Origin of the sequence: Pseudovibrio sp. M1P-2-3, from assembly GCF_031501865.1 — a bacterium.
In the GTDB taxonomy this organism is placed as follows: Bacteria; Pseudomonadota; Alphaproteobacteria; order Rhizobiales; family Stappiaceae; genus Pseudovibrio; species Pseudovibrio corallicola.
In genome coordinates, this window is sequence record NZ_JARRCW010000001.1 from 3,426,440 (window position 1) to 3,451,308 (window position 24,869).

The 24,869-nt window shown below is 46.7% G+C and carries 23 protein-coding genes and 1 riboswitch; of the genes, 8 read left to right on the forward strand and 15 right to left on the reverse strand.

Annotation, left to right across the window (positions count from 1 at the left end; translation table 11 throughout):
* Positions 1-16 precede the first annotated feature (16 nt).
* The 3 genes from gcvH to P6574_RS15010 form a co-directional block, all read right to left on the reverse strand.
* Positions 17-388, reverse strand: coding sequence for a glycine cleavage system protein GcvH (gene gcvH, locus P6574_RS15000; protein ID WP_310621075.1), 372 nt, complete (start codon positions 386-388; stop codon positions 17-19).
* A gap of 64 nt (positions 389-452) precedes the next feature.
* The gene (gene gcvT / locus P6574_RS15005; protein WP_310621076.1) at positions 453-1,598 is read right to left on the reverse strand and encodes a glycine cleavage system aminomethyltransferase GcvT; all 1,146 of its coding nucleotides are present in this window, start codon (positions 1,596-1,598) and stop codon (positions 453-455) included.
* A 162-nt stretch (positions 1,599-1,760) separates the two neighbouring features.
* Positions 1,761-1,855: riboswitch (glycine riboswitch) on the reverse strand.
* 116 nt (positions 1,856-1,971) lie between these two features.
* Complete coding sequence (locus P6574_RS15010) at positions 1,972-2,505, reverse strand: hypothetical protein (protein ID WP_310621077.1); 534 nt, start codon at positions 2,503-2,505, stop codon at positions 1,972-1,974.
* A 268-nt stretch (positions 2,506-2,773) separates the two neighbouring features.
* Between P6574_RS15010 and ispH the strand changes: the two genes are divergently transcribed.
* From ispH to P6574_RS15030, 4 genes are read left to right on the forward strand one after another with little or no spacing between them, the layout of a single operon-like run.
* Positions 2,774-3,736, forward strand: a complete 963-nt coding sequence (gene ispH, locus P6574_RS15015; RefSeq protein ID WP_310621078.1) for a 4-hydroxy-3-methylbut-2-enyl diphosphate reductase — start codon at positions 2,774-2,776, stop codon at positions 3,734-3,736.
* Position 3,737: 1 nt separating this feature from the next.
* Positions 3,738-4,703, forward strand: coding sequence for a homoserine kinase (gene thrB, locus P6574_RS15020; protein ID WP_310621079.1), 966 nt, complete (start codon positions 3,738-3,740; stop codon positions 4,701-4,703).
* Complete coding sequence (gene rnhA / locus P6574_RS15025; protein WP_310621080.1) at positions 4,700-5,155, forward strand: ribonuclease HI; 456 nt, start codon at positions 4,700-4,702, stop codon at positions 5,153-5,155. The genes thrB and rnhA overlap by 4 nt, the downstream gene beginning before the upstream one ends.
* A gap of 11 nt (positions 5,156-5,166) precedes the next feature.
* Positions 5,167-6,093 (forward strand): diacylglycerol/lipid kinase family protein, encoded by a 927-nt coding sequence (locus P6574_RS15030; RefSeq protein ID WP_310621081.1) that lies wholly within the window; start codon positions 5,167-5,169, stop codon positions 6,091-6,093.
* A gap of 112 nt (positions 6,094-6,205) precedes the next feature.
* Here the strand turns inward: P6574_RS15030 and P6574_RS15035 are convergent, their stop codons facing one another.
* The 5 genes from P6574_RS15035 to P6574_RS15055 all read right to left on the reverse strand — a co-directional run bounded on the left by P6574_RS15035 (position 6,206) and on the right by P6574_RS15055 (position 13,277).
* A complete protein-coding gene (locus tag P6574_RS15035; RefSeq protein WP_405048152.1) occupies positions 6,206-9,013 on the reverse strand; it encodes an EAL domain-containing protein in 2,808 nt (935 codons plus the stop codon).
* A gap of 131 nt (positions 9,014-9,144) precedes the next feature.
* Positions 9,145-9,810 carry a GNAT family N-acetyltransferase gene (locus tag P6574_RS15040; RefSeq protein ID WP_310621083.1) on the reverse strand — a complete coding sequence of 222 codons (666 nt, stop codon included), beginning with the start codon at positions 9,808-9,810 and terminating at the stop codon, positions 9,145-9,147.
* Between the two features lie 27 nt (positions 9,811-9,837).
* The gene (locus tag P6574_RS15045; protein WP_310621084.1) at positions 9,838-11,112 is read right to left on the reverse strand and encodes a M16 family metallopeptidase; all 1,275 of its coding nucleotides are present in this window, start codon (positions 11,110-11,112) and stop codon (positions 9,838-9,840) included.
* A 1-nt stretch (position 11,113) separates the two neighbouring features.
* A complete protein-coding gene (gene thrC / locus P6574_RS15050; RefSeq protein WP_310621085.1) occupies positions 11,114-12,520 on the reverse strand; it encodes a threonine synthase in 1,407 nt (468 codons plus the stop codon).
* Positions 12,521-12,680: 160 nt separating this feature from the next.
* Positions 12,681-13,277, reverse strand: a complete 597-nt coding sequence (locus tag P6574_RS15055) for a YqgE/AlgH family protein (protein ID WP_310621086.1) — start codon at positions 13,275-13,277, stop codon at positions 12,681-12,683.
* A 285-nt stretch (positions 13,278-13,562) separates the two neighbouring features.
* On the opposite strand from P6574_RS15055, the gene P6574_RS15060 reads away from it, so the two are divergent.
* Both P6574_RS15060 and P6574_RS15065 read left to right on the forward strand, forming a co-directional pair.
* On the forward strand, positions 13,563-14,315 hold the full coding sequence (locus P6574_RS15060) for a protein-disulfide reductase DsbD domain-containing protein (RefSeq protein ID WP_310621087.1): 753 nt from the start codon (positions 13,563-13,565) through the stop codon (positions 14,313-14,315).
* Between the two features lie 125 nt (positions 14,316-14,440).
* Complete coding sequence (locus P6574_RS15065; RefSeq protein WP_310621088.1) at positions 14,441-14,923, forward strand: peroxiredoxin; 483 nt, start codon at positions 14,441-14,443, stop codon at positions 14,921-14,923.
* A gap of 262 nt (positions 14,924-15,185) precedes the next feature.
* Here the strand turns inward: P6574_RS15065 and P6574_RS15070 are convergent, their stop codons facing one another.
* The 7 genes from P6574_RS15070 to coxB all read right to left on the reverse strand — a co-directional run bounded on the left by P6574_RS15070 (position 15,186) and on the right by coxB (position 21,792).
* Positions 15,186-16,232, reverse strand: a complete 1,047-nt coding sequence (locus P6574_RS15070; RefSeq protein ID WP_310621089.1) for an SURF1 family protein — start codon at positions 16,230-16,232, stop codon at positions 15,186-15,188.
* Positions 16,233-16,449: 217 nt separating this feature from the next.
* Positions 16,450-17,352: a cytochrome c oxidase subunit 3 gene (locus P6574_RS15075; RefSeq protein ID WP_310621090.1), complete on the reverse strand. Its 903-nt coding sequence runs from the start codon at positions 17,350-17,352 to the stop codon at positions 16,450-16,452.
* A 45-nt stretch (positions 17,353-17,397) separates the two neighbouring features.
* Positions 17,398-18,015, reverse strand: coding sequence for a cytochrome c oxidase assembly protein (locus tag P6574_RS15080; protein ID WP_310621091.1), 618 nt, complete (start codon positions 18,013-18,015; stop codon positions 17,398-17,400).
* A gap of 15 nt (positions 18,016-18,030) precedes the next feature.
* Positions 18,031-18,186, reverse strand: coding sequence for a hypothetical protein (locus tag P6574_RS15085; RefSeq protein ID WP_310621092.1), 156 nt, complete (start codon positions 18,184-18,186; stop codon positions 18,031-18,033).
* Between the two features lie 2 nt (positions 18,187-18,188).
* The gene (locus P6574_RS15090) at positions 18,189-19,112 is read right to left on the reverse strand and encodes a heme o synthase (RefSeq protein ID WP_310621093.1); all 924 of its coding nucleotides are present in this window, start codon (positions 19,110-19,112) and stop codon (positions 18,189-18,191) included.
* Positions 19,113-19,244: 132 nt separating this feature from the next.
* Positions 19,245-20,837, reverse strand: a complete 1,593-nt coding sequence (gene ctaD, locus P6574_RS15095; RefSeq protein WP_310621094.1) for a cytochrome c oxidase subunit I — start codon at positions 20,835-20,837, stop codon at positions 19,245-19,247.
* Positions 20,838-20,913: 76 nt separating this feature from the next.
* Positions 20,914-21,792: a cytochrome c oxidase subunit II gene (gene coxB, locus P6574_RS15100; protein WP_310621095.1), complete on the reverse strand. Its 879-nt coding sequence runs from the start codon at positions 21,790-21,792 to the stop codon at positions 20,914-20,916.
* 610 nt (positions 21,793-22,402) lie between these two features.
* Between coxB and P6574_RS15105 the strand changes: the two genes are divergently transcribed.
* Both P6574_RS15105 and tldD read left to right on the forward strand, forming a co-directional pair.
* Positions 22,403-22,849, forward strand: a complete 447-nt coding sequence (locus P6574_RS15105; protein ID WP_310622171.1) for an invasion associated locus B family protein — start codon at positions 22,403-22,405, stop codon at positions 22,847-22,849.
* 313 nt (positions 22,850-23,162) lie between these two features.
* On the forward strand, positions 23,163-24,587 hold the full coding sequence (gene tldD / locus P6574_RS15110) for a metalloprotease TldD (RefSeq protein WP_310621096.1): 1,425 nt from the start codon (positions 23,163-23,165) through the stop codon (positions 24,585-24,587).
* The last annotated feature ends 282 nt before the right edge of the window (positions 24,588-24,869 follow it).

The window sequence follows — 24,869 nt, forward strand, 5'->3', positions numbered from 1 at the left end:
AAAAAGATCACTCGATTTAAAGAGTGTTCACAAACGCCTTGTAATCGACTTCGTTCATCAACCCCTCCAGCTGGTCAGGACTTGAGACCTTTAATTTAAAGAACCATGCGGAGTTTTCAGGGTCTTCATTCACCTTGCCGGGCTCGTCTTCGAGATCATTATTGCCACCCGTGACTTCTCCACTAATTGGGGCATAAACTTCACTAGCCGCCTTCACTGATTCAACAACAGCTGCTTCATCACCCTTTGAGAGGCTCTTCCCGACCTCTGGCAGTTCAACGAATACAATATCCCCCAGTTGAGATTGGGCATATTCCGTAATGCCGATTGTCGCCTCTTCCCCTTCGAGAGAAACCCATTCATGATCCTTAGTGTAAAAAGTGCTCATCTTCTTCCTCTTAGTTCTGAGAACTCATCGTGTTTATTACTGAAATGCAGTCATTCAGACCGTTTCAACGCTTCGCCCGATAATAACGTTGCTGGACAAACGGCATTGACGTGACCGTTGCTTTCAAAGCCTTTCCCCGAACAATCAAGGAAAATTCTGTTCCCTCAGCAGTCAATTTTTCTGGCACATAACCCATGGCAATGGGTTGGCCCAATGTTGGAGAAAAACCACCTGAGGTCACTTTGCCAATCACTTCATTTGTTTCGGGCAGGCAAATATCAGCACCTTCACGGGCGGGAGCCCGGCCTTTCAACAACAGGCCAATGCGGCGTTTGTCAGGCCCTTGGGCCAATTCCCGCACTATCCGCTCCCCACCCACAAAGTTTGCAGTCTCACGTCTTCTTTTTTGGATGCAAAAGGCAATATTGGCCTCAATGGGTGAATTGCTCTCATTCATATCATGGCCATAAAGGCAAAGACCTGCCTCAAGACGCAGGCTGTCTCGTGCACCAAGGCCAATGGGCCGAACACGTTCATCAGCAAGAAGGGCACGTGCGATAGGCTCTGCCGTTCCAGCTGGCATACTTAGCTCAAAGCCATCTTCCCCAGTATATCCAGAGCGAGAAACCATGATTTCGATATCATCAAACCTAATTCGTTTAACGGACATAAATGCCATCCCAGAGACTTCCGGCGCATGAAGGGCCAATACCTCCTCAGCCTTTGGCCCTTGAAGAGCTATAAGCGCCTTTTCATCGAGTTGAATGAGGGAAAACCCTTCGGGTAACACGGCATTGATATAGTCGAAGTCCGTATGCTTACACGCAGCATTGACCACCAGAAGCAGATTGCCATCCATTTCAGGCTCTTCCGGACGTGCGATCATTAAGTCATCAAGAATGCCGCCAGACTGGTTCAAAAGAACGGTATATCGCTGTTTGCCACGTTGCAGTTCCCTGATGTTGGAGGGGACCAGAGCTTCAATAAAGTCCGAAGTGGCTTCGTGGTTCGGCCCTTCAAGCACAAACTGTCCCATGTGGGAAACATCAAACAGACCTACCGCTTTACGCGTATGAAGATGCTCTTTCATGATACCATCTGGATACTGCACAGGCATGGAATACCCAGCAAATGGCACCATACGCGCGCCACATTCCATATGAAGGTCATATAATGGGGTAAATTTCAATCCAGCATTCTTTGCTGCCATATAGTCCTCATCAAAGTTGGCGCATTCAACACCTGGTTTTCCTAATAAAGGAAAATCGGTTGCGCCCCCTCTGTCCTGAGAACCTGAGAGATTCCCGACATGGTAAGTCGGTTACTCCTTCGGTGAGCCGGTTTTCTCAAACCGGCTGCTTTCCAGAGTGTTGTATACGTCGCGGTCCTTTTGCCTGAGAGTTTCCGGGGCGGTTGCTCCTTCGGCGTCACCAATTTTTTAAAGCGATCTCTCCCGCGAGCGCATAAGCACTCCAGCCATAGCTGAAGTGCAAGAAGTCAGGACACAACACAATCCCGACTTCGAATCATAATACTATTCTCTATACCTAGTTTTACGGATCAAAGAAATAACCGAACCAACATTAATTCTCGTCAAATCCATAAAGCACTTCATAACCTCTGGACCGAGGGATGAAAATGTTTTCTTCGACCACTGCCCAAGCATGGCTTGGAGACCCGGCAGGAAGGTTAGTGTCCGCCTTCAACCGCTTTGAAAAAATTGCTTTTTTTGCAGTGTTGTCTTCAACAACAGCCACACGAACAGGCAGATCAATACTTCCGCCACGCCAAACAGGACCGGGTGTCACATGTCCTGCTATCCCTACCTTCATCGAGATGCCACCAGCAGCCACTCGGCAGGTATTTGCTGATTTCTCAATATTTGCCTGATAGACAAGAGCGGTTGGATCGCCTTCCTTCCCACGTTGATACTTTACAAGCAAGTGAGTTTCGGGAAGCCCTTTAATGGGTGGGCAGTCTACCTGTGTTCCCAGAGGCAAAGATGGTGGCGCTGCCCGCTGAACTGCGAACGATTCTACATCTGTATTGCTGTTTTTGTCCAAATCATCTTCAGAGGATGAAAACGAGCCACACGCTGTCAACGCACCCAATGCCATTGCTATCGCTGTGACTTTAAACAGCTTCTTAGAAACTGACTTCCCCACCATTCGAATCCCATTCCAATTAAAACCCGCAGGCTATATAGCAAGCAAACACATGTTTGGCGAGTTATGAGTGTAAAATCAATTATTTTGAATAATACACACAGAGCCAACCCACAAACCTTCTTCAATTCGCCAGTCTTATCTTGACAGAAAGGCCCACTAACCCTCAAGTGCCTTCTAAGAGATTTTGCGTTGAGACAAAGTAGGCCAAACCCGTTCAATGTCATCACTGAAGATACTTATAGCAGCCCCACGTGGGTTTTGTGCAGGCGTGGATAGAGCTATTCAAATTGTTGAACTCGCTCTCGAAAAGTATGGTAGCCCAGTATATGTGCGCCACGAGATTGTTCATAATAAGTATGTTGTTGAATCCCTTCGCAGCAAGGGTGCGATTTTTATTGAAGAGCTTGATGAGATTACCGATGAGGATCGCCCCGTCATTTTCTCGGCTCATGGCGTTCCAAAGTCGGTTCCAGAAGCTGCGCAACGAAGAAACCTGTTCTACCTTGATGCGACTTGCCCTCTTGTCTCCAAGGTCCATAAAGAAGCCATGATCCACTCCAAAAGAGAGCGGGAAATTCTTCTTATTGGTCATGCTGGGCACCCTGAAGTCATTGGAACAATGGGCCAACTTCCAGAGGGACAAGTGTCACTCATTGAAACTGTCGAAGATGCTCGTACATTCGCTCCCAAGAGCAACAGGCAACTGGCCTGGATTTCGCAGACGACTCTTTCTGTAGATGACACAAAAGAGATCATTGAGGTTCTGAAAGCCCGATTTCCGGAAATTGCATCTCCCCATAAAGACGATATTTGCTACGCAACAACCAACCGGCAAGAAGCGGTTAAGCATATAGCACCGCAATGTGATGCTATGCTGGTGGTAGGTGCACCCAATTCCTCGAACTCCAAACGCCTACGCGAAGTTGCCGAGCGTGTCGGCTGCAAAAAGGCGTTCTTGATACAGCGGGCAAGCGAACTGGTCTGGTCTGACTTTGAAGGGGTTAAAACACTTGGAATCACCGCGGGCGCATCAGCTCCTGAAATTCTCGTGGAAGAGGTCGTGGAGGCATTTCGCGACAAGTTTGCAGTTGAAATAGAAACAGTGCAAACCGCGATAGAAGATATTTCCTTTAACCTGCCCCAAGTTCTTCGGGGGATCAAAGCGCAAGCGACTACATAAAATGGCTGTTTATACTGAAGTATCCGCGGAAGAACTTTCCTCATTCATTGAGCTATATGACGTTGGCACCCTACTTTCATACAAGGGCATAGCCGAGGGGGTAGAGAATACCAACTTTCTGGTTCAGACCGATAAGGGGCATTATATTCTTACTCTCTATGAAAAGAGAGTGTCTCCCGATGACCTGCCTTTCTTCATCGGCTTGAAGCAACACCTCGCTAAAGGCGGTATCAGCTGTCCCACACCTATCATTCGCAGAGATGGGAAAGTCCTTGGGGAGTTAGCCGGAAAACCAGCCGCAATGGTCTCCTTTTTGAACGGCATGTCAATTCGCAAACCCAAATTGCAACACTGTGAGGAACTGGGAAAAGGACTTGCGCAGCTACATCTGGCAGGAAGAGGCTTTCCCCAACAACGGCCAAACACTCTTTCCGTAGATGGCTGGGAACCACTTTTTGAAGCCTCAAAGGACAGAGCCGGAGAAGTGAAAGCTGGCCTTGCAACAGAGCTCCGCACAGAGCTTGACGAGTTGCTTAACCTTTGGCCCAGAGACCTCCCCAGCGGGGTCATCCACGCTGACCTGTTCCCAGACAATGCCTTTTTCCTCGGCGATAACCTATCGGGAATCATCGACTTCTACTTTGCCTGCAATGACGCCTTTGCCTATGATGTAGCCATCTGCATCAATGCTTGGTGCTTTGAGCCAGATGGAGCATTCAACGTCACCAAAGCGCGAGCACTTTTAAATGCTTACAAGAGTGTACGCCCTTTCAGCAATCTGGAGTTTGATAGTTTACCCCTGCTTTGCCGCGGAGCGGCCCTTCGCTTTCTCTTGACGCGCCTTTACGACTGGATCAGTGTACCGGAAGGTGCTCTCGTTACTCCAAAGAACCCTCTCGAATATCTCGCCAAACTCCGGTTCCACCGTGATGTTTCAAGTGCAAGCGCATATGGATTAGATCGATGACAAGTCAATCACGAGTAAAAGCATGGACAGATGGGGCATGCTCGGGTAACCCCGGTCCTGGTGGCTGGGGCGTTTTACTTCGCTATGGGACCCACGAAAAAGAACTGTCCGGCGGCGAACAAGACACCACAAACAACAGAATGGAGCTTCAAGCTGCAATCCAAGCTCTGGATAGCTTAAAGCGCCCCTGTTCTATTGATCTTTACACGGATAGTTCCTACGTCAAAAACGGCATTACACAATGGATGCATAACTGGAAGCGTAAGGGCTGGCGAACTGCATCGAACTCTCCAGTAAAAAATGCCGATCTTTGGCAAACCTTGGACGAGGCTGCCAAACGACATGATGTGGCTTGGCATTGGATTAAGGGCCATGCAGGACATGAGGAAAATGAAAAAGCCGATGAATTGGCCCGCAGAGGCATGCAACCCTTTAAAGAGCTAAAGGCATAGATTGCACCGCTATGGATACATTGGCTTTAAGCAAGTGTGCGAGCAAAAGTGTATCAGACTACGTGGTTTGTCGCAAAGTTCTTATAGTCGCCAATCCAACAGCAAGCCATTATAGTTCAAATAGAATAGGGAAGCTTAAGTGCGAGCTGGAAAAGCTATCTTACAGTGTTGAGCTGATCCAAACAAAAAAAGTAGGCGAGATTTCTGCAATTTGCGCTGATCCTCAGCTTGACGCAGAAATTATTGTTGTGGCTGGTGGAGATGGGTCTGTAAATGAAGCGGCCCAAACAATCCAAGAGCTTGGCGTAAAACCAGTTATTACCATTTTACCCATGGGTACAGCTAATCTATTAGCACGAGAACTGAGCCTACCTGAAAATCCACTTAAACTTGCTCACCTCATTCACGCAGGGCATATCTCACATTTATACCACTGCATTGCAAATGGTCGTCCATTTTACTCTTGTGCTTCTGCTGGAATAGATGCGGAGATCATTCACACTCTGCCCTATTCAGCCAAACGAAGATTTGGGAAAGTAGCCTACTTCTTTAAGGCCTTACAGATTGGCCTCACAAGACGGCAAAGCCTGTTCAAAGTCAGAGCCAACAATGAAACTCATCTATGTAATATGGTTATTGCGCTCAATGGAAACTACTATGCAAGCCTTTCTGTAACGAAAGAACAAGGTAGCATTTTAGAACAAGGAATGTTTCTGGTTCTGGTCAAGCAAGATCGGCTGTTGAGTTTGATCAATTTAGGTATCCGTCTTTATTTCAATCGCTTTTTTAAGTCCAATGATATTGAAATTATCAAGACGAATGAAGCCTATGTCGTTAGCCACCGATCCGCGGCTGTCCAGATAGATGGGGAACCGTTTGGCGGCACACCAATACTCCTCGAGTGTAAAGAAAAGACGCTTCCAGTCTTAGTACCTTGAACTATCAGAGTGCTTTTCACTCCAATAGCCCATATCCCTATCCAACTTTCAGAAAACAATTTATAACTGCTATCTGCTCAAAGCTATCCTTTAAAAGAGCCTGCTACCTTGGCTAATGCGTTTTCAAAAGTTTCGTGGCATCAGCAGCCGTCATTGGCCGTCCATACAAATATCCTTGAACATATTCGCAGCCTAATTGGTACAATTCGAGGGCATCAGATTCTGTCTCCGCCCCTTCTGCAATAACCTCCATTCCAAGGTCATGCCCAAGCGCAACGATAGAACGCAAAATAACAGGCCGAGCACTTTGGCCATTCGGCCGCACGAATGACTGATCAACTTTAATCGTATCAAACTGAAAACGCTGCAGATAACTTAAGGACGAATACCCAGTACCAAAGTCATCGAGAGAAAGGCCTGCCCCAAGATCACGAAGCTTCTCCAGAACCTTAACCGAGAACTCGGGATTCTGCATCACGAGCGATTCAGTCAACTCCAGTTTCAAGGAGCCCGGAGCAACGGCTGTTCGAGAGAGAATTGCTTTAACATCGGTTATCAGGTCATGCTTCAACAACTGCCGAGAGGAGATATTAACCGCTACAGACAGGGGAGTACTTCTTTGGAAGTTGCGTTGCCATTGCGCCAGCTGCCTTGCACTGCTGTCCAGAATTTTAAGGCCCAACTCATTTATAAGGCCTGTTTGTTCAGCAATTGGAATAAACTCTAATGGAGAAATCAGGCCCCGAGTTGGATGTTCCCAACGGGCGAGGGCTTCAAAACCTGCGATCGACTTGTCAGAGGCACGAATAACTGGCTGATAAAAGACCCGTATCTGTTCTTTTTCAAGCGCAATTCGCAGGTCACTGTCCAATGTCAAAACGTTTTGGCTTAACGGACGAAGCATGGGGCGGAACACTTCCACACGATCTCCACCTGCTCTTTTTGCGTGACTAAGTGCGACTTCAGCATCTCCAAATAGATCAGTCGCTGTCGTACTTGTTTCTGTGAAAGTGGCAACACCAATGGAACTTGTCAAAAAGACTTCCTGTTGCCCGAACGTTACAGGCGTTCGCAGCACTTTTCGTAGGTCATCTGCAAAACTGGCGACCTTATCTATAGTACTTTCCGAAATTACCAAGGCTGCAAATGTATCTGCATTAATGCGCGCAAGGGAATCCTGTGCTTTCATCAAGCGTGATAAGCGGCGCGAAGCAGTCAAAAGCATAGTGTCTCCAGCCGCTTGGCCAATACTATCATTGACTTGCCTAAAACGGTCCAGGTCCATCAATATGATTGAAGGCTTACTCACCCCACCGGCACGAAAGCGAGCCATTGCTCCATTCAGGCGATCCATAAAGATCTCCCTATTTGGCAAGCCCGTCAGGTTGTCATGAACGGCATCATGCATCAGCCGTTCTTCAGCTACTTTTTGAGCTGTAATATCCAGCATGGTTCCAACACATCGGATGACTTCACCATCAGAGCCAAGGACGGGTCGTGAGCGCAGCTTAAACCAACGATAGTGGCTATCCTCACCACGCAGGCGAAAGATCTGGTTAATGCGCCCTCTTCGCTGATCTATAACAGCGTCCAATGTCCCGCGAAACAAGTCTCTATCTTGTGGGTGCAGAACATTCAGCCACTCACGGGCGTGCCCTTCTAGCGCTCCATGCTGCAGGCCAAGAGCTTCTTCCAGTCCATGAGAAACTGAAATACGATCCCGGTCCACATCCCAGTCCCAAATCATATCCCCCGAACCAGTCAGAGCGAGTGCTTTACGCTCCGCATCTGTAACAACTCCCTGCGCAATGCCACCGCCGGCAAATGCATGCTGCATTACAGTAAAGCCTATTAGCATAACAATCAGGACAAGACCTCCGGCCAAAGCAGGCTGGACAAGGTCGTTTTGAAGCCCGCCTGTTGTTGTGATCCACGCTCCCAGCATCCAAACAATCAAAAGGAACCAGGAAGGGATCAACATTACAGCGCGCTCATACCCCCGAAAGGCCAAACCAAGGATGACGACAAAGCCTCCTACCGCAAAAAGGCCAAAAAATAGACGGGAGATGCCTGCGGCAACATTGGGATCCCAAAGAGCAATAACAACCAATGCCAATACAAGCAAACCCATACCAAAGGCCAGATGCGAGTAATGGATATGCCAACGGTTGAGGTTAAGGTATGCATAAAGGAATACGACTAAAGACGACGTCAGGCCAATTTCAGCAATCGCTCTGTAAAGCTGCGCTTCTCCCAGCGAAAGGCCAAATATAAGATTCCAGAAACCGAAATCAATACATAAATAAACCATAACGGCCCAAGCCAGAGCCGCAGTTGCCGGAAACAGAACAGTACCTTTCACAACAAATAATATAGTCAGGAACAGCGCCAGTAAGCCTGCGATACCAAGTACGATTCCCTTGTAGAGAGTATACGCGTTGATGTTATCCTTATAGGCTTCAGGATCCCACAGCCTTAACTCAGGCAGCTCTGAGGTCTGCATTTCTGCGACAAAAGTCACGACAGCGCCCGGATCTAGGGTCAGTCGGAATATATCTGCATCCGTGCTCCGCTCTCGTTCGGGAGCGATACCTTGACTAGGCGTGACGGAAATAATTCTTCGCTCACCAAGGTCTGGGTTAAAAACACCAGCCCCGGACATTTTGTAGTAGGGCGCGACAAGCAGCTTGTCTAACTGTTCATCACCAGTATTGGAAAGTGCAAACACAGCCCATGAGGAATTTCCACTGGCAGTCGACCGCACCTCAATTCGGCGCACGATACCATCACTTGCCGGCGCAGTAGACACTTGCAGGTTGGCACCAGCATTTGGATAGAGCGTGATAACATCAGTCAGGTCTACCGCATCCACATCTTGTGGTACCACAATAGCATCCAATGCATGGGCGTTGAGCATCATTGCTGTAGTGAAGATACCAACCAGAGCAGCTAGTAGAAAACGGTAAACGCGCACATTTAACTCCCCGCGGGCTTGCACCCCGCAATACTTCGACGTCCCACCAGTTTGGTGAACCCATCTTGTGTACAGCGTCACAGCATCTGTTTCACGCCTCTAGCAGCATCGATACCCTGTTTATCCCCATCGACCTCTGATTGAGGCTTTTTCATGGCATGGCCGAGAAGTTCTTTTTGCAAACATGCAAATAAAACATGATCTTGCCACTTTCCATTAATACACAGATACTCTTTTGCGTAGCCTACATCGTGAAATCCGACGCGTTTCAAAAGTCCAATTGAGGCATTGTTCGAGGCAAGACAAGCGGCTTCAATCCGGTGCAGGTTTTCTTTTTGAAACATATAATCAAGAGCGCACTGGACGCCGCGCCTCATATACCCCTGACCTGCATGGCGTGCTCCCATCCAATACCCCAAAGATGCTGCTTGACTAACTCCTCTTCGCACATTGGTCAGATTCAACCCGCCCAGCAGCTCATTGGTCCCCTTCTTAAAGATAAAAAAAGGAAAGGCGATTCTCGAGCGCCTTTCCTGACTTTGCCGTCGGATACGAGTTTTAAATGAAGTTTTAGAAAGCTCGTCTTTTGTCCAAAGAGGCTCCCAGGGTTGGAGAAAAGTCTGACTTTCCCCTCTCAACTGTCTCCACTGCTCGTAATCCCGCAGGTCTGGACTTCGCAAATACACCCCATCTCCACCAAGAATATCTTGATGCTCTCCGGCCTTGAACAAACTCGCAATCACGAAACTCCCTCCCCTTATGAAGTCCCTTTATCCTTGATTTATCGAGGCGAACTCTTTCCTTATTTCCTCTAAAGGCATAATTGACGCATCTGGCCCCACATAGACCAATGTTGGCTTACTCCCTGAGAAAATTCCAGTCGCAACATTTTGGACCTGCTCTTTCGTTACCGCCATAACTTTAGCAGATAATTCATCAACAGGAATAACACGTTCATGAACCAGTATCTGTCTGGCAATCTGCCCAGCGCGCGTTGCCGGACTTTCCAGAGCCATCATCAGGCCAGCTTTAATCTGCGCTTGCGCACGGGCGACCTCCTTATCTGTAATCCCGTTTGCAGCTTCTTTCAGAACTTCCACAACTACAGGCATAAGCTCACCAGTATCACGCGGACTAGTTGCCGCATGAACCGCCATTAAGCCACTGTCTGAAAATGCCCAATGGAACGAATAGATGGAGTAGCACAGGCCTCGCTTCTCTCGAACTTCTTGAAATAAGCGTGAGGACATTCCGCCACCAAGGATAGAAGCAAGAATTTGAGAGGCATAATAGTCTTCATGATGATAGTTCAGACCTTCAAATCCCAAGATAATCTGAACCTCTTGAAGATCCCGAACAATGCTCTTCTCGCCCCCCACATATCGGGTGCTGGCCACATCATGTATCGCTCCCTCAGGCAAACCGGCAAAGCAAGCGTCGGCCATACGTACCAGCTCGTCATGGTTCACTTTACCGGCGGCGGATAACACCATATTCGATCCACAATAATGCCGATCCATATAGGAGCGTATGGCATCTGGGCTAAAACTCTCCACTGTCTCGGGCGTTCCAAGAATAGGCCGCCCAATCGCCTGATCTGGCCAAGAAGTTTCCAAAAGAAGATCAAAGGCCTGATCCTCAGGCGTATCTTGGGCAGCACCAATCTCTTGAAGGATAACGTGCTTTTCCCGCTCTAGCTCGTCACTGTCAAACAAGGAGTACTGGAGAATATCAGCAAGAATATCTAAGGATAATGGAACATCTTCAGCTAGTGTGCGCACGTAATAGTTTGTATGTTCAACGCTGGTTGCAGCATTCATCTCACCGCCAGCTGCTTCAATATCTTCCGCAATCTGGGCAGCTGTTCTCGTCTTGGTTCCTTTGAAGGCCATATGTTCCAGAAGATGCGTCAAGCCATTTTCATCAGCTTTTTCACACCGAGACCCAGCCTTTACCCATACACCCAGAGTTGCAGTTTGCAGGTGTTCCATCTCATCAGAAACGATAGTAAGACCATTGGAAAGTTTAGTTGTTTTCACAGCCATATTATGACATCGCCTTGGCAGCTCTGGAGTTCTTGAGAACGTATTCTTCTACGGCCTGAATACTGGCGGGCAAAACAGTAAAACGTTCTTCTCTATCGAGCAAATCACTAAGGTGCTCAGGCAATTGTGGACGAACATTGCTCGCATCTTCAACTGCATCTGGGAATTTAGAAGGATGAGCCGTTGAAAGAACAACCATCGGCACGCCTTCCTCTAAAGACTCATTTGCAACCTTCATAGCAGCTGCAGTATGCGGATCCATCAGGTAGCCACTATTTTGAATAGTGTGTTTTATCGTTTCCGAAATTTCGGTTTCCGATGCACGTCCCGCAGAGAATTTTGTTCGAATCTTCGTGAGAGCTTCTTCCGGAATCTCAAAGCTGCCTGACTGCTTAAGCCCGTCCATTTGCCTTTGAACTGCACTTCCATCCCTATTTTGAGTTTCAAACAAAAGGCGTTCAAAGTTGGAAGATACTTGAATATCCATGGACGGGGAAGTCGTTGAAACTACACCTCTGGTCACATAAGAACCACTTTCAAGCGTACGGGCAAGAATATCATTGGTATTCGTTGCAATAACAAGATTACGGATCGGTAGTCCCATTTGCATGGCAACATAGCCCGCAAATATATCGCCGAAGTTTCCTGTAGGAACCGTAAAGGATACCTCTCTGTCTGGTCCCCCCAGTGCCACAGCAGAGGTGAAGTAGTAAACAACTTGAGCTACAATTCTGGCCCAGTTAATGGAGTTTACACCAGCAAGAGAAACTTTCTGACGAAACTTCGGATTGTTGAACATCTCTTTAAGGATGCCCTGACAATCATCAAAGTTCCCTTTTAAGGCGAGCGCATGGATATTTTCTTCGCCGCTCGTTGTCATCTGGTGTTGCTGAACAGCTGAGACCCGTCCCTCTGGAAACAGGATCGTAACGTCAATACGCTCCCGGCCCTTAAAGGCCTCGATAGCTGCACCACCTGTATCCCCAGAAGTGGCCCCAACTATAGTGGCACGCCTTCCCTCTTGACCCAAAACATAGTCCATCAGTCGGCCTAGAAGTTGCATCGCCACATCTTTGAAAGCAAGCGTTGGGCCGTGAAACAGTTCCAAAATAAACGTATTGGGGGCCGTTTGAACTAAGGGTGCGACAGTTCTATGAGAGAACTCAGCATACGCTTCTGCAATCATCTTCTGCAGTTCATCGAGCGGTATAGAGTCGCCAATGAACGGCTTTATCACTTCAAAAGCAACAGTTTCATAGCTTTTGCCAGCCATATTCCGAATTTGGTCCAATGACAATTTCGGCCATTCTTTGGGAACGTAAAGTCCGCCATCGCTGGCAAGCCCCGCAAGAAGAACCTCAGCAAAATTAAGTTCTGGCGCTCTACCGCGCGTGCTAACGTATCTCAACTTAGTTTCCCTTTATTGCGGAGCATCCAGTAAGCCTAAATAGGCAGAATTAGCCAGCGCAAACTAAACGCTGTACGTATATCTTGCAAGGGAGTCTCTAAAAGGAAAAAACGTTCTTTTCTAAAAAATTCTATTAAATATAATCAAGATTTCACACAAACTACGCATGACCAGCATCACTAGATAACATTCCCGGCTCAATGCCCATGAGTTTGAGAGCCTTTTGCCATTTATAATCCGCATCATCATCAAAAATTAGTGAAGAATCAGCTTTACAGGTCAACCAACCATTCGCATGAATCTCAGCTTCCAGTTGCCCTGGGGCCCATCCAGCATACCCTAGAGCCAGCATAGCCTTTGAGGGTCCACGACCTTCGGCCAAAGCCCTTAGAATTTCAACAGTTGCTGTTAAACACACTCCGTCACGGATCGGAAGGCTTGAGTCCTCAATGTAGAAGTCATCGGAATGGAGAACAAAACCACGGCCGGTATCCACGGGCCCCCCTCTATAAACTTCAACATTTCCCCTCTTAATCTGATCAGCCGGCTGTTTTTCTAGTGCCGATATTTTCAATTGGTCAAGGAGTTGATTAAAAGATATATTATTTTCTTTCTGATTAAGAACAATCCCCATTGCACCTTCTTTGGAGTGTGCACACACATAGATCACGGAATGGGCAAAGCGGCCATCTTCCATAGTTGGCATCGCAATCAGGTACTGACCGTCAATAAAATTACTATTCTCGATCTCACCCATTCTGTTAAATACTCCTTGTGCGACAAACCATTTCCATATTGCGACACTAGCGCTGACATGTACTATTGCAAAGCACCTCTTTCCATTTTCTTAGGCCACGTGGGGAAATCTTCCAACTTCTGCTCGCGAAATTGTGATGACAATCCTGAAAGGCCGACTTTGAAAAGTGGGGCGATCTCAGCTAAAGGGTGAAATATGTATAGATTCAATTTTGCGTATTTCGTTGGTGCTTGCATTATTCTGCTCTCCCCAGCACAAGCCGACGACTTCTCCGGTTCGAACTGGGTGAATTTCGAAGGAGGCTCCGTCAGGCTAGTCCGCGCAAGTGCCCCTGAGGAAAGTGGTGACTATCTAGCTGGCCTTCAGTTCAAAATTAAAGAAGGCTGGCATATCTATTGGCGCTATCCAGGAGAAGTGGGCCTGCCCACCCAAGCAGATTTCACCAATTCTACAAATTTAAAAGATGCAAAAATCTATTACCCGCCACCACAAACCTATTTTGATGGTTATTCAACGTCACTGGTCTATAAAAAAGAGGCATTCCTTCCAATAAGGATTGAGAGAAAAAACTCTTACCGCCCTACTCTTTTAAACAGCTCCGTCAATTTTGGTATTTGCTCAAAAGTTTGTGTACCTGCCTTCGCTAACCTATCGACGGTGCTACCAAGCACATCTACTAGGGACATGAAGCACGATCAGCTCTTTTACGAAGCTCTGGACAAGATACCCAAACCACTCGGCAAAGAAATTTCTCGGCTCATTTCAACCCAGATAGAGGGCAGCGGAACCAACAAACTACTGTTAATCAAAGCAACAGTTCCACAGGGAGAAACAACACCCGAACTTTTTGTGGAAGGCCCTCCCATGTCTTATCACGGCATCCCAAAACTTCTTGAAGTCAAGAACAATATTGCCACTTGGTCCTTGCCTTTAACGGGCTTTCCGCAACAAAAGGAAAAAGTCGAAGTTCGTTTTACGTTTTCTTTCGAACATAGCGCATTCGAGATGTCCAAGAAAATTCAAATGAACCCTTCTTAGCGGGAGTTTTAATTTTTCATATTGCGCATCACAATACGCAGACATGCCTTCAGACATTCACTCAGACCCATAAGTTCGAAGAAACTTCGGCCTGAATGTATAACCTATAAATTAATGAGGAACCCATGATTGAACTTGGCAACACACTTCCAAATGCTACTTTCAAAACACTAGGAATAGATGGCGTAACTAACCTGTCTACCGATGATATATTTAAAGATAAGACTGTCGCACTTTTCGCTGTCCCTGGGGCCTTTACACCTACTTGTCACTTGCGACATCTCCCATCCTACCGGGAGCATGGAAGTGCCTTGAAAAGCAAAGGCGTAGACATCATAGTAGTCGTTTCCGTCAATGACCCGTTTGTCATGGATGCATGGAGAAAAGCATCTGACATTGGCGACGAAATTCTGTTTCTGTCGGATTATGATGCGGCATTCACAAAATCTATAGGCATGGAAATTGATGCAGCAAGATCTGGGCTGGGCATACGCTCCAACCGTTATGACATGGTTGTCAAAGATGGAAAAGTGACAGTGCTACAGACGGAAGATACTCAAAAGGATGAAAATTTATCAAATGCAGAGTCCATTTTAAAGGAACTCTAACTGACAAGTGGCAAAGCAAATAACAGCCTATCTTTGTCCTTTAAGCAGTTATGGCATTTTCAGCTATATAGCTTACACCCTTGAGGAATTTCATTAAAGTTCCTCAAGGGTTCATCTAATGCTTGCATACCACACTCAACTACAGCGTATCGCCGAAAAGTGGGCAACGGTTTTCGGATTAAGATACGCGAAAAAGCAACAACTTACATCGGTGATGTGTTTCAATGAAACATCTCATTATTGTAAAGCCAACACCTTTGAACTAATAGGATTTTCCGCTTTTTTTGGGCTCCACAAAACGTAAGTCACCGCTTTCAAGGTCCTCAAGCGCATCCTCTCCTCGGAAATCTTCATCATCTAAATCGGGAGGAGGAACTAGGAGATTTTCTCGTTCGTCAAAATCTTCAACGTTTTCCTCGGTACTCAAGGTATTCTCAGTTTGTGCTGTGTTCCAAGCTTTAAATCGAAAAGCAGCATAGATAGCAACAAGAGCGAATGCCAAACCAAACCACGTAATCGCATATTGCAGATGGTTGTTTGAAAAGCTAACCCGAGTTTCACCCGCCTGAGGTAAATCTCCAGCTTGATTAATGTTAACCTGCAAATCCAGAGTGTATGGGGCTGCTAGTTCAACTGGCAGTCCAAGGGCATCGGCCATTTTCCTCGGCTCACGTGCAAACCATTCACCCGTTTTCGAGTTTGCTGTTGGCGTCACAAAACTCGCAATCTCTGGCCTTCGAGCGAGCCCTTCAATTGTTATTCGCCCTTTTGGAGGAGCGGAACCCAGACGTGTACTGAACTCTTTTTTCTCCAAAGGTACAAAACCTCGATTTACGAGTAGATACCATCCGTCTTCAGTCGCAAAAGGGGAAAAAACGAAATACCCTTGCCCGCCATAGGCTCCCTTGGGCTTCGTCAAGGTATCGAAATAAAACAGCTCGCCAAGCAAAAACCGACCGGAAACCGATACGGGAAGATAGTCAATCTTTCCCTTGGTCAAGTCATTCCATTGCTCAGGTCCAGGAGCCTCAACAGCTGGATTTTTCACCCGTGTATCAGCGTATTCAATCAGTTGAAGTTTTTCCTCAAGGCGCTGTAACTGCCAAATTCCCAAGCTAATCAAGACACCAAGAGCCATAAGAACACAAACATTCAGTACCATAAACTGCAGGTAGAACGGCTTTGCAGGCTTAAGCTTAGGGGGCTCAGAAAATTCCAACTCGGGCGTCTCACTCTCAAGAGTTTCCGAGAAGCTCGAGCTTTCACCCGGCTTACTCTTACGTAATATTTTTTTTAAAAAATTATGCACTAAACCCTCGCCCAACATTGAGTTTCTTCCCTTTGGTTAGGTGCTTGTTCTTGAATAGATATGCCCTTTAGCCGCAGCTATTCTCCCTAAAAAGCTGCAGCATAAATAATTCCTGATACCTATAGATTCTTAACTAATAAAAACTTGCAATTCAATAAGCCAAAAAAATGAGGTGGCCTTAACCACCCCATTTATCTTCGCAAATTCTTCCAAACTATCAATGTACGGCAGCCTGTCCACCCCAGATGTACACAGCAACAAACAGAAAAATCCAAACCACATCAACAAAGTGCCAGTACCATGCTGCAGCTTCAAAGCCGAAGTGTTTTGAAGATGAGAAGTGACCTGCCATTGCACGCATCAAGCAAACAAAAAGGAATATCGTACCAACCAATACGTGAAACCCATGAAACCCAGTTGCCATAAAAAAGGTTGCACCATAGATATTTCCAGAAAAGCCAAAGGCCGCATGCGAATATTCATAGGCCTGTAGTGCCGAGAATAGAACTCCAAGCACAACCGTAGAAATTAGCCCCCATTTCAAGCCTTTTCGATCCCCATGAATAAGAGCATGATGAGCCCATGTCACGGTTGTTCCCGAGAGCAACAAGATCAGAGTATTCAAGAGAGGTAAATGCCAAGGATCAAATGTCTCGATTCCCTGAGGAGGCCAAACCCCTCCAGTATGCTCTACACGCGAAAACTGGCCAGCTTCCCCTGCAAACAAGGAGGCATCAAAGAACGCCCAGAACCAGGCGACAAAAAACATAACCTCGGAAGCAATAAACAACAGCATTCCATAGCGAAGATGAAGTGATACGACACGGGTATGGTGCCCTTCATGGGATTCTTTAACCGTCTCACGCCACCAGCCAAACATCGTGTAAAGAACCAGAGCAAGTCCGATGGCAAAAATGCCCCATCCCGTCAGATCTAATCTATAAACAAACTGGCCCTCATCATTTGTATATGGAAAGAACCCCAGTGTGTCACCGTTCGCCATTCGCATCCATGCTATGGCACCAACAGCCATAATCAATGCCCCTAGAGCACCTAAAAACGGCCAGGGGCTGGGATCAATAATGTGATAGTCGTGGTTTTTGTTATGCACCTCAGCCATGTAAATCCCCCCAATCACTCAGGCTCCCGTTTTAGTCTACGAGATCTAAAGTGTACTTTCTGTGTTAACCATTGATTTCGAGATCTCTGTCTTGTCTTCAACAGAGTCAACTTTGAAAAATGTATAGGACAGGGTGACTTCTTTCACATGTTTGAGGTCATCGTCCTGATCCATATCCGGATCAATAAAAAACAATACCGGCATAGTGGCAGCTTCACCTCCGGCGAGCGGTTGTTCCGTAAAACAGAAGCAATCTATTTTATTGAAGTAACGTCCCATCTCACTTGGAGAAACATTAAATGATGAGGTGCCAATAGTCTTGGAAGGCGCAATATTTCTCGCTAGATAGGCAATTTCGCTCACTTGCCCTAGTTTTATGCGAACGGCCTTCTGCTTTGGGGAAAAGTCCCACGGCAAATCCTTGGATGTATTGGCATCAAACCGGACAACTATTTCCCGATCCAAAACCATTTGCTCCGCAGCTTCTGCTCGCTGTGTTGTTCCGCCATAACCGGTTACTTGGCAAAATAGTTGATAGAGAGGAACAGCTCCATAAGCAACCCCGACCATACTCACGAAGACCCCACCACACAACAGCGCCACCCTCGCATTTCTTTTTACTTCGGCACGTTTAGAGCGGAAAGGATATGCCTTCTGTTCCATCAGCTTACCTTCTCCCTAAAGAGGCCTATCCATCACACCAGGACCAAGTTTTACAATTGTCACCATGTAAAACAAAGCAACCAAAGCCCCTAGTGAGACAGCAACGGCAATAGAACGAGCCCGGCGCTTTTTGATCTGCTCTTCATTAAGAGAAGGGAGTGGCTTCGACATAATTATGCTCCAAACTTGAATAGGGATTCGACAAGCAACATTGCAAAAAGGCTTGAAAGATAAATCAGAGAAAACTGAAACAGGCGCACCGCTGCCTTTACAGCATCTCGCCCTTCCCGTTTTAGCCAGAGCTGCACGGCAAAAAATAAAAATGCGCTGCCCATTACTGCTGAAAACGCTCCATAAATCATCCCGGAAAATCCTAGGATAAAAGGGGACATTCCTACAGGTAGGAGCAAGAGGGAATAGAGAACAATTTGATTCCTTGTTGCACTTTCCCCCACAACAACTGGCATCATCGGAATATTTGCAGCCTTATAGTCGTCGTTTTTAAACAAGGCCAAAGCCCAAAAGTGCGGCGGAGTCCAAGTAAAAATAATCATAAATAAAGCGATACTTTCGACACTTATATTCCCCGAAACGGCTGACCATCCTACAACTGGAGGAAGAGCACCCGCGGCACCGCCAATCACAATATTCTGTGGTGTCGAACGTTTAAGCCACATGGTATAAATCACCACATAGAAGAATATGGTAAATGCGAGAAGAGCAGCAGCGATCCAATTTGAAACAAGCCCTAATACGATAATTGAGCCCACGGATAATACCATACCAAAGGCAAACGCTTCAGGCCCGCTCACTCTTCCTGACGGAATTGGCCTGTTCTTGGTTCGGGACATAATACGGTCAATGTCCTCATCCCACCACATGTTCAATGCGCCAGATGCACCTGCTCCGATTGCGATGCAGAGGAGCGAGACGACAGACAGAATCGGATGTTGTACTTGCGGCGCAAGTACAACTCCGACAAGTGCCGTAAATATTACGAGGGACATTACACGTGGCTTCAGTAGGGCAATATAATCCTGAACAGACCCTGATCCTGTCGAAGCTATCTCGCTATCACGTTGCTCTAGGAGAGCCATATACCACCTCTTTGTGCATTATGTTCTTCTTTTCCTTCAGAACCGGAAATCAGCAGCTAGATGTTTGGACAACATCCTGCAGTGATCTCCGGTTGCAAAGGGTCGCATATCCGCGACCCTGGTTAGGCTATCCTATTTAATCTGAGGAAGTGTTTCGAATTGATGGAATGGTGGAGGAGAAGAGAGTGTCCACTCCAGAGTTTTCGCTCCATCACCCCAAGGGCTTTCACCCGCACGGCGCTTCATAACAAAAGCTTCGAGTACACCAAAGAGGAAAATAAGTACCGCTGCTGCAGAAATATATGACCCAATTGACGACACATAATTCCAGCCTGCGTATGCATCAGGGTAATCAGCATAACGGCGTGGCATCCCCGCAAGCCCTAAGAAGTGTTGGGGGAAGAACACAAGATTCACGCCTATAAACATGACAAAGAAGTGCAAATTGCCAATCATCTCATTGTACATGTAACCCGATATTTTAGGGAACCAGTAGTACCAAGCAGCAAAAATTGCGAATACAGCGCCAAGAGACAGAACATAATGGAAGTGTGCCACCACATAGTAAGTGTCATGCAAAGCACGGTCCAAGCCAGCATTTGCAAGCTGAACCCCGGTCACACCGCCAATTGTGAATAAAAAGATAAACCCAATTGCCCAAATCATTGGAGTACGGAAACTAATCGAACCACCCCACATCGTGGCAATCCATGAAAAGATCTTCACGCCGGTCGGTACGGCAATCACCATAGTTGCAAATAGGAAATAGGCTTGAGTTTCGACAGACAGCCCCACTGTAAACATGTGATGAGCCCAGACAACAAAACCAACCACACCAATGGCTACCATGGCATAAGCCATTCCAATGTAACCGAAAACTGGTTTTTTGGAGAAGGTTGAAATGATCTGAGAGATAATTCCGAAACCAGGCAGAATTAATATGTAAACTTCAGGATGTCCAAAGAACCAGAACAAATGCTGGAACAAGATTGGATCTCCCCCACCAGCAGCTTCAAAGAATGTTGTGCCGAAGTTCCTATCAGTCAACAACATAGTGATCGCGCCAGCAAGAACAGGGAGGGACAGAAGGAGCAAGAAAACTGTAACCAATACGGACCACACGAAAAGCGGCATCTTATGCAAAGTCATTCCCGGCGCACGCATATTGAATATCGTTGTTATAAAATTGATAGCTCCCAAAATGGAGGATGCACCTGCAATATGGAGCGATAAAATGGCAAAATCGACAGCTGGGCCGGGCTGTCCTGCAGTCGAGAGGGGGGGATAAATTGTCCAACCTGCACCAACACCAACACCACCAGGGGGGCCGGGAACAAACAGCGACATCAAAAGGAGAATAAAGGCGGGAGGAAGCAACCAGAAGGAAATGTTATTCATTCTAGGAAATGCCATATCCGGCGCCCCAATCATAATAGGGACGAAGTAGTTCGCAAACCCACCAATCAACGCTGGCATCACCATAAAGAAAATCATGATAAGAGCATGTGAGGTAGTAAACACATTGAACATATGAGGGTCCGCAAAATACTGCATTCCCGGTTCCTGTAACTCCATTCTAATTCCAATGGAGAGAGCACCACCAATAATTCCGGCCATAATCGCAAAAATTAAATACAGGATTCCAATATCCTTATGGTTCGTGGAATAAACCCAACGAACCCACCCTTTTGGGTTTTCATGTGCATGCGCAGTAGACGCAGCCATAGTCATTCTCCCTCTAAAATTCCAAAGGCACGTCACGGTCCCGAAGTGACTGAGCCCCCTTCACTATGAAACAAAGTCAATTGGCAACTAGAAAAACCTTATTTGAATTGCGGTCTGCCTCGGCCTGCTTTTTGCCTGCAGCAACCAGAGAGGCAAGCAATGCATTTGCATCATCAATGTCGTTTTTTGCAGCTTCCGCCCAAGCTGCATATTGCTCTTTGGTAACCACCTGAATTGCGATAGGCATAAAAGCATGATCTTGACCACACAGCTCCGAACACTGCCCGTAGTACATCCCTGTTTTCTGGGCATTGAACCATGTTTCATTCAGCCGACCTGGCACCGCATCCACTTTCACGCCGAAGGCTGGCATAGCAAAAGAATGGATGACATCTGCGGCGGTCACCTGAACCAATACAGTCGTATCTACGGGAACAACAAGATTGTAATCAGCGGCCAGAAGCCTTGGGACTTCAGCAACGCTCAGCCCTTCCTCTGCCATTTTTTCGGCGCGGTCCTCATCACTCAGCATCAAGGAGTCGAAGTAAATGTCTTCCAGTCCCTCATCAACATACTCATAGCCCCAATACCACTGGTAGCCAGTTGCCTTCACCGCCATATCGTATTCAGGAATAATTTGTTGCTTGAATAGCAACCTAAATGAAGGAATAGAAATAATAACAAGCAGCAAAATAGGGACCACGGTCCACACCACTTCAATCATAACATTATGTGATGTACGCGAGGCCTTTGGGTTGGCCCGGCTATTAAAACGAGCAATGCAATAAACCAACAAAACCAAGACAAGAAGTGTAATTGCGGAAATAATAATTAATGTAAAATTATTAAACCAATGAATGTCTTCCATCACCTCAGTTGCAGCTGTCTGAAATCCCAGTTGCCAAGGTGTCGGTTGAGAAGCCAGAACAGCATCACTTGAGAATACTGATAACATCAGCGCTCCCAAACCTACAATGTAAGTGTTTAGGCGACGCCTGCTAATATTCGTCACGTTGGCCCTCCCTCGAATTATTTATCCCGCCACCCCAAGGCGATTACAATTCCATTTCCCAGCAACAAATTACTTGAAGCTGCATATTTTCCCTTAGGGCAAATTATCTTGATTCCTCAGTCATACTAGCCAAATTACGATTACTAGGCGAATCTACGTATATTAATGCGACACTATGTCGCACAGATATTTTGATAAAGGTCAATGAGGTTTGGTGAGACGCTCACTTGAACAGTGAATCTTACTGACACGAGGCCCTTCGTTCGTCAAAAACTACATAGCGTACAAACATCAAGGGTTTTCTGTGTGCTCTTTACTTTTTCTGCAAATTGAGAGTGGGATTATCATAGTCTATCCCTATGGTGCTCTGGTATCCAGAGTTAGTCTCTGGCAAATTACTGGATGACGTATTTTATGGTCTGGATTTTTTAATTCGTCTTCCTTGGACGTTGTATATCCGACTACACTGGAGGACGTACCTTTGAACCGGTTTTCCCGTATTACACGGTTTTTATGCGGCTTACTTGCTGCAACAGCAACGATACTCACGACAATGAGCCCATCCTTTGCGCAGGGCGAAGTGAAGTCTGTTTATGACGACTGGCAACTGCGCTGTGACACACCTCCGGGAGCACAAGGGGAACAGTGCGCACTTGTTCAAAATGTAACAGCTGAAGACAGAGAAAACGTTGGCCTGACAGTTATTATTTTAAAAACTGCCGATGGACAATCTACACTTCTGCGAGTCCTTGCCCCACTTGGCGTCTTACTGCCTTCAGGCTTAGGGCTGCGTATTGATGACGCCGATATAGGCCGCGCAGCATTTGTGCGTTGTTTGCCAAATGGGTGCGTTGCTGAGGTAATGATGAAGCAAGACTTGGTTGCCAAGATGACCAGCGGCAACCTTGCCACTTTTATCATTTTCCTGACACCGGAAGAAGGGATTGGCATCCCGATATCTCTGGCAGGCCTTACCGAAGGTTTTTCACAGCTCAAATAATAACAGTTATTTAGGGCCCAATTTCGGGCCCTTTTTTATTTTTGCTAGCCATAGGAAATCAACATACTGGTGTCTAACGAACGTAGTTAGGCCCCCTTTCAATCCAACCCGACACTGCGATTATCCGAAGAACTTTCCCACCCAACATTCCGCACCAAAAAATATAGGCAAAATTAATGGTGTGGTGATGTGCCAAGCTAATATTATTCTACTTGCAATCAATGACCTAAACAGGCAATCCATAGAGAATATATATTAATGCCTAGTCTTCTTCGATTGCCAAGAGCAGCTACCCACTTTCAGGAGATCCTAAATGACACATGCCCCTGTTGACCTTTTAGAAACTGCTGGCATTGGGGAAGAAAGGGCAGTCCACCTTGTCTCCGATGCCCTATCAGGCACAGAGGACGGCGAACTATATTTAGAATACTCGCAAAGTGAAGGCCTCGTTTTCGACAACGGCCGTGTTAAATCAACAAGCTTTAATAACTCCCAGGGTTTCGGCCTTCGGGCAGTCCTCGGCGAAACCACAGGATATGCACATTCCGGTGAAATTTCAGAGGATGCGTTCAAGAGAGCTGCAGAAGCAGTATCATCAGTCAAAAATGGCTATACAGGCGCATTTTCACCTGCACCGAAGCAAACCAACAAAAAGCTGTACACCGATGAGAACCCCATTGGCTCTCCCAGCTTTGAGGAAAAAATCTCTTTGCTGCAAGAAATTGATGCATATGCCCGCGCAAAGGATCCTCGAGTCAAACAGGTATCTGCCTCAATTGTCGGAAGTTGGAAAACTGTCGATATTTTACGGGCTAATGGACATAGAATACGTGATGTACGCCCGCTCGTGCGCTTAAACGTGTCCATCGTTGCGGGCGATGGAACTCGTCAGGAAACCGGCAGTCACGGTTTTGGTGGCAGAGAAGGGTTTGGAGCCTTCGTCGCGGAAACATCTTGGCAGTCTGCAGTTGATGAAGCTCTACGCCAAGCTTTGGTGAACTTGGAAGCTGTTCCTGCTCCAGCGGGCACATTTGATATCGTTCTTGGAAATGGTTGGCCCGGCATCTTGCTGCATGAGGCAGTAGGTCATGGTCTGGAAGGCGACTTTAATCGCAAAAAGACATCAGCTTTTGCTGGTCTCATGGGTGAAAGGATTGCAGCAAAGGGTGTCACAATTGTCGATGACGGCACTCTTGAAAACCGACGCGGCTCTTTGTCCGTTGATGATGAAGGGACGCCGACCAATCGGACCGTTTTGATAGAAGATGGTATTCTCGTCGGATACATGCAGGACCGCCAAAACGCACGTTTAATGGGAATGGAGCCAACAGGTAATGGCCGCCGTGAGTCCTTCGCACATCAACCCATGCCACGCATGACCAATACTGTTATGGAAAGCGGCGATAAAGACCCAAAAGAAATAATGGAAAGCGTTAAAGATGGAATTTACGCTGCTTCATTCGGCGGTGGACAGGTGGATATCACGTCTGGAAAATTCGTTTTCTCTTGCACTGAAGCTTACCGCATTGAAAATGGAAAACTGACGACTCCAGTTAAGGGCGCCATGCTCATCGGCAATGGTCCCGATGCCCTAACCCGAGTTTCAATGATCGGTAATGATATGAAACTGGACCCTGGTATTGGAACATGCGGCAAGCAGGGCCAAGGGGTTCCAGTTGGCGTGGGGCAGCCATCCATGCGCATTAATGCCATGACAGTTGGTGGTACGGCGACCTAATTCGCAAACTCCGATCCACGAAAAATTATAGGGAAAGTGTCATTCCAGATCATAATGGAGTGTACTTCCTTCACGGGATTCACTTACTTGGCGATTACGCCAAAGATTACTGACGAGTACACACTTCGCAACCGTTTGCCACCTGCAGAAATGGTACAAAAGCCTCACAAAGTCAGTTGTGAGGCAGCGATTTTCCATTGCATACCTAATTTTATCTCCTTTCGCTCTTATTAGTAAATTAACATTAATCTAAAGTGACTACTTATTTCTCAACCCATATTG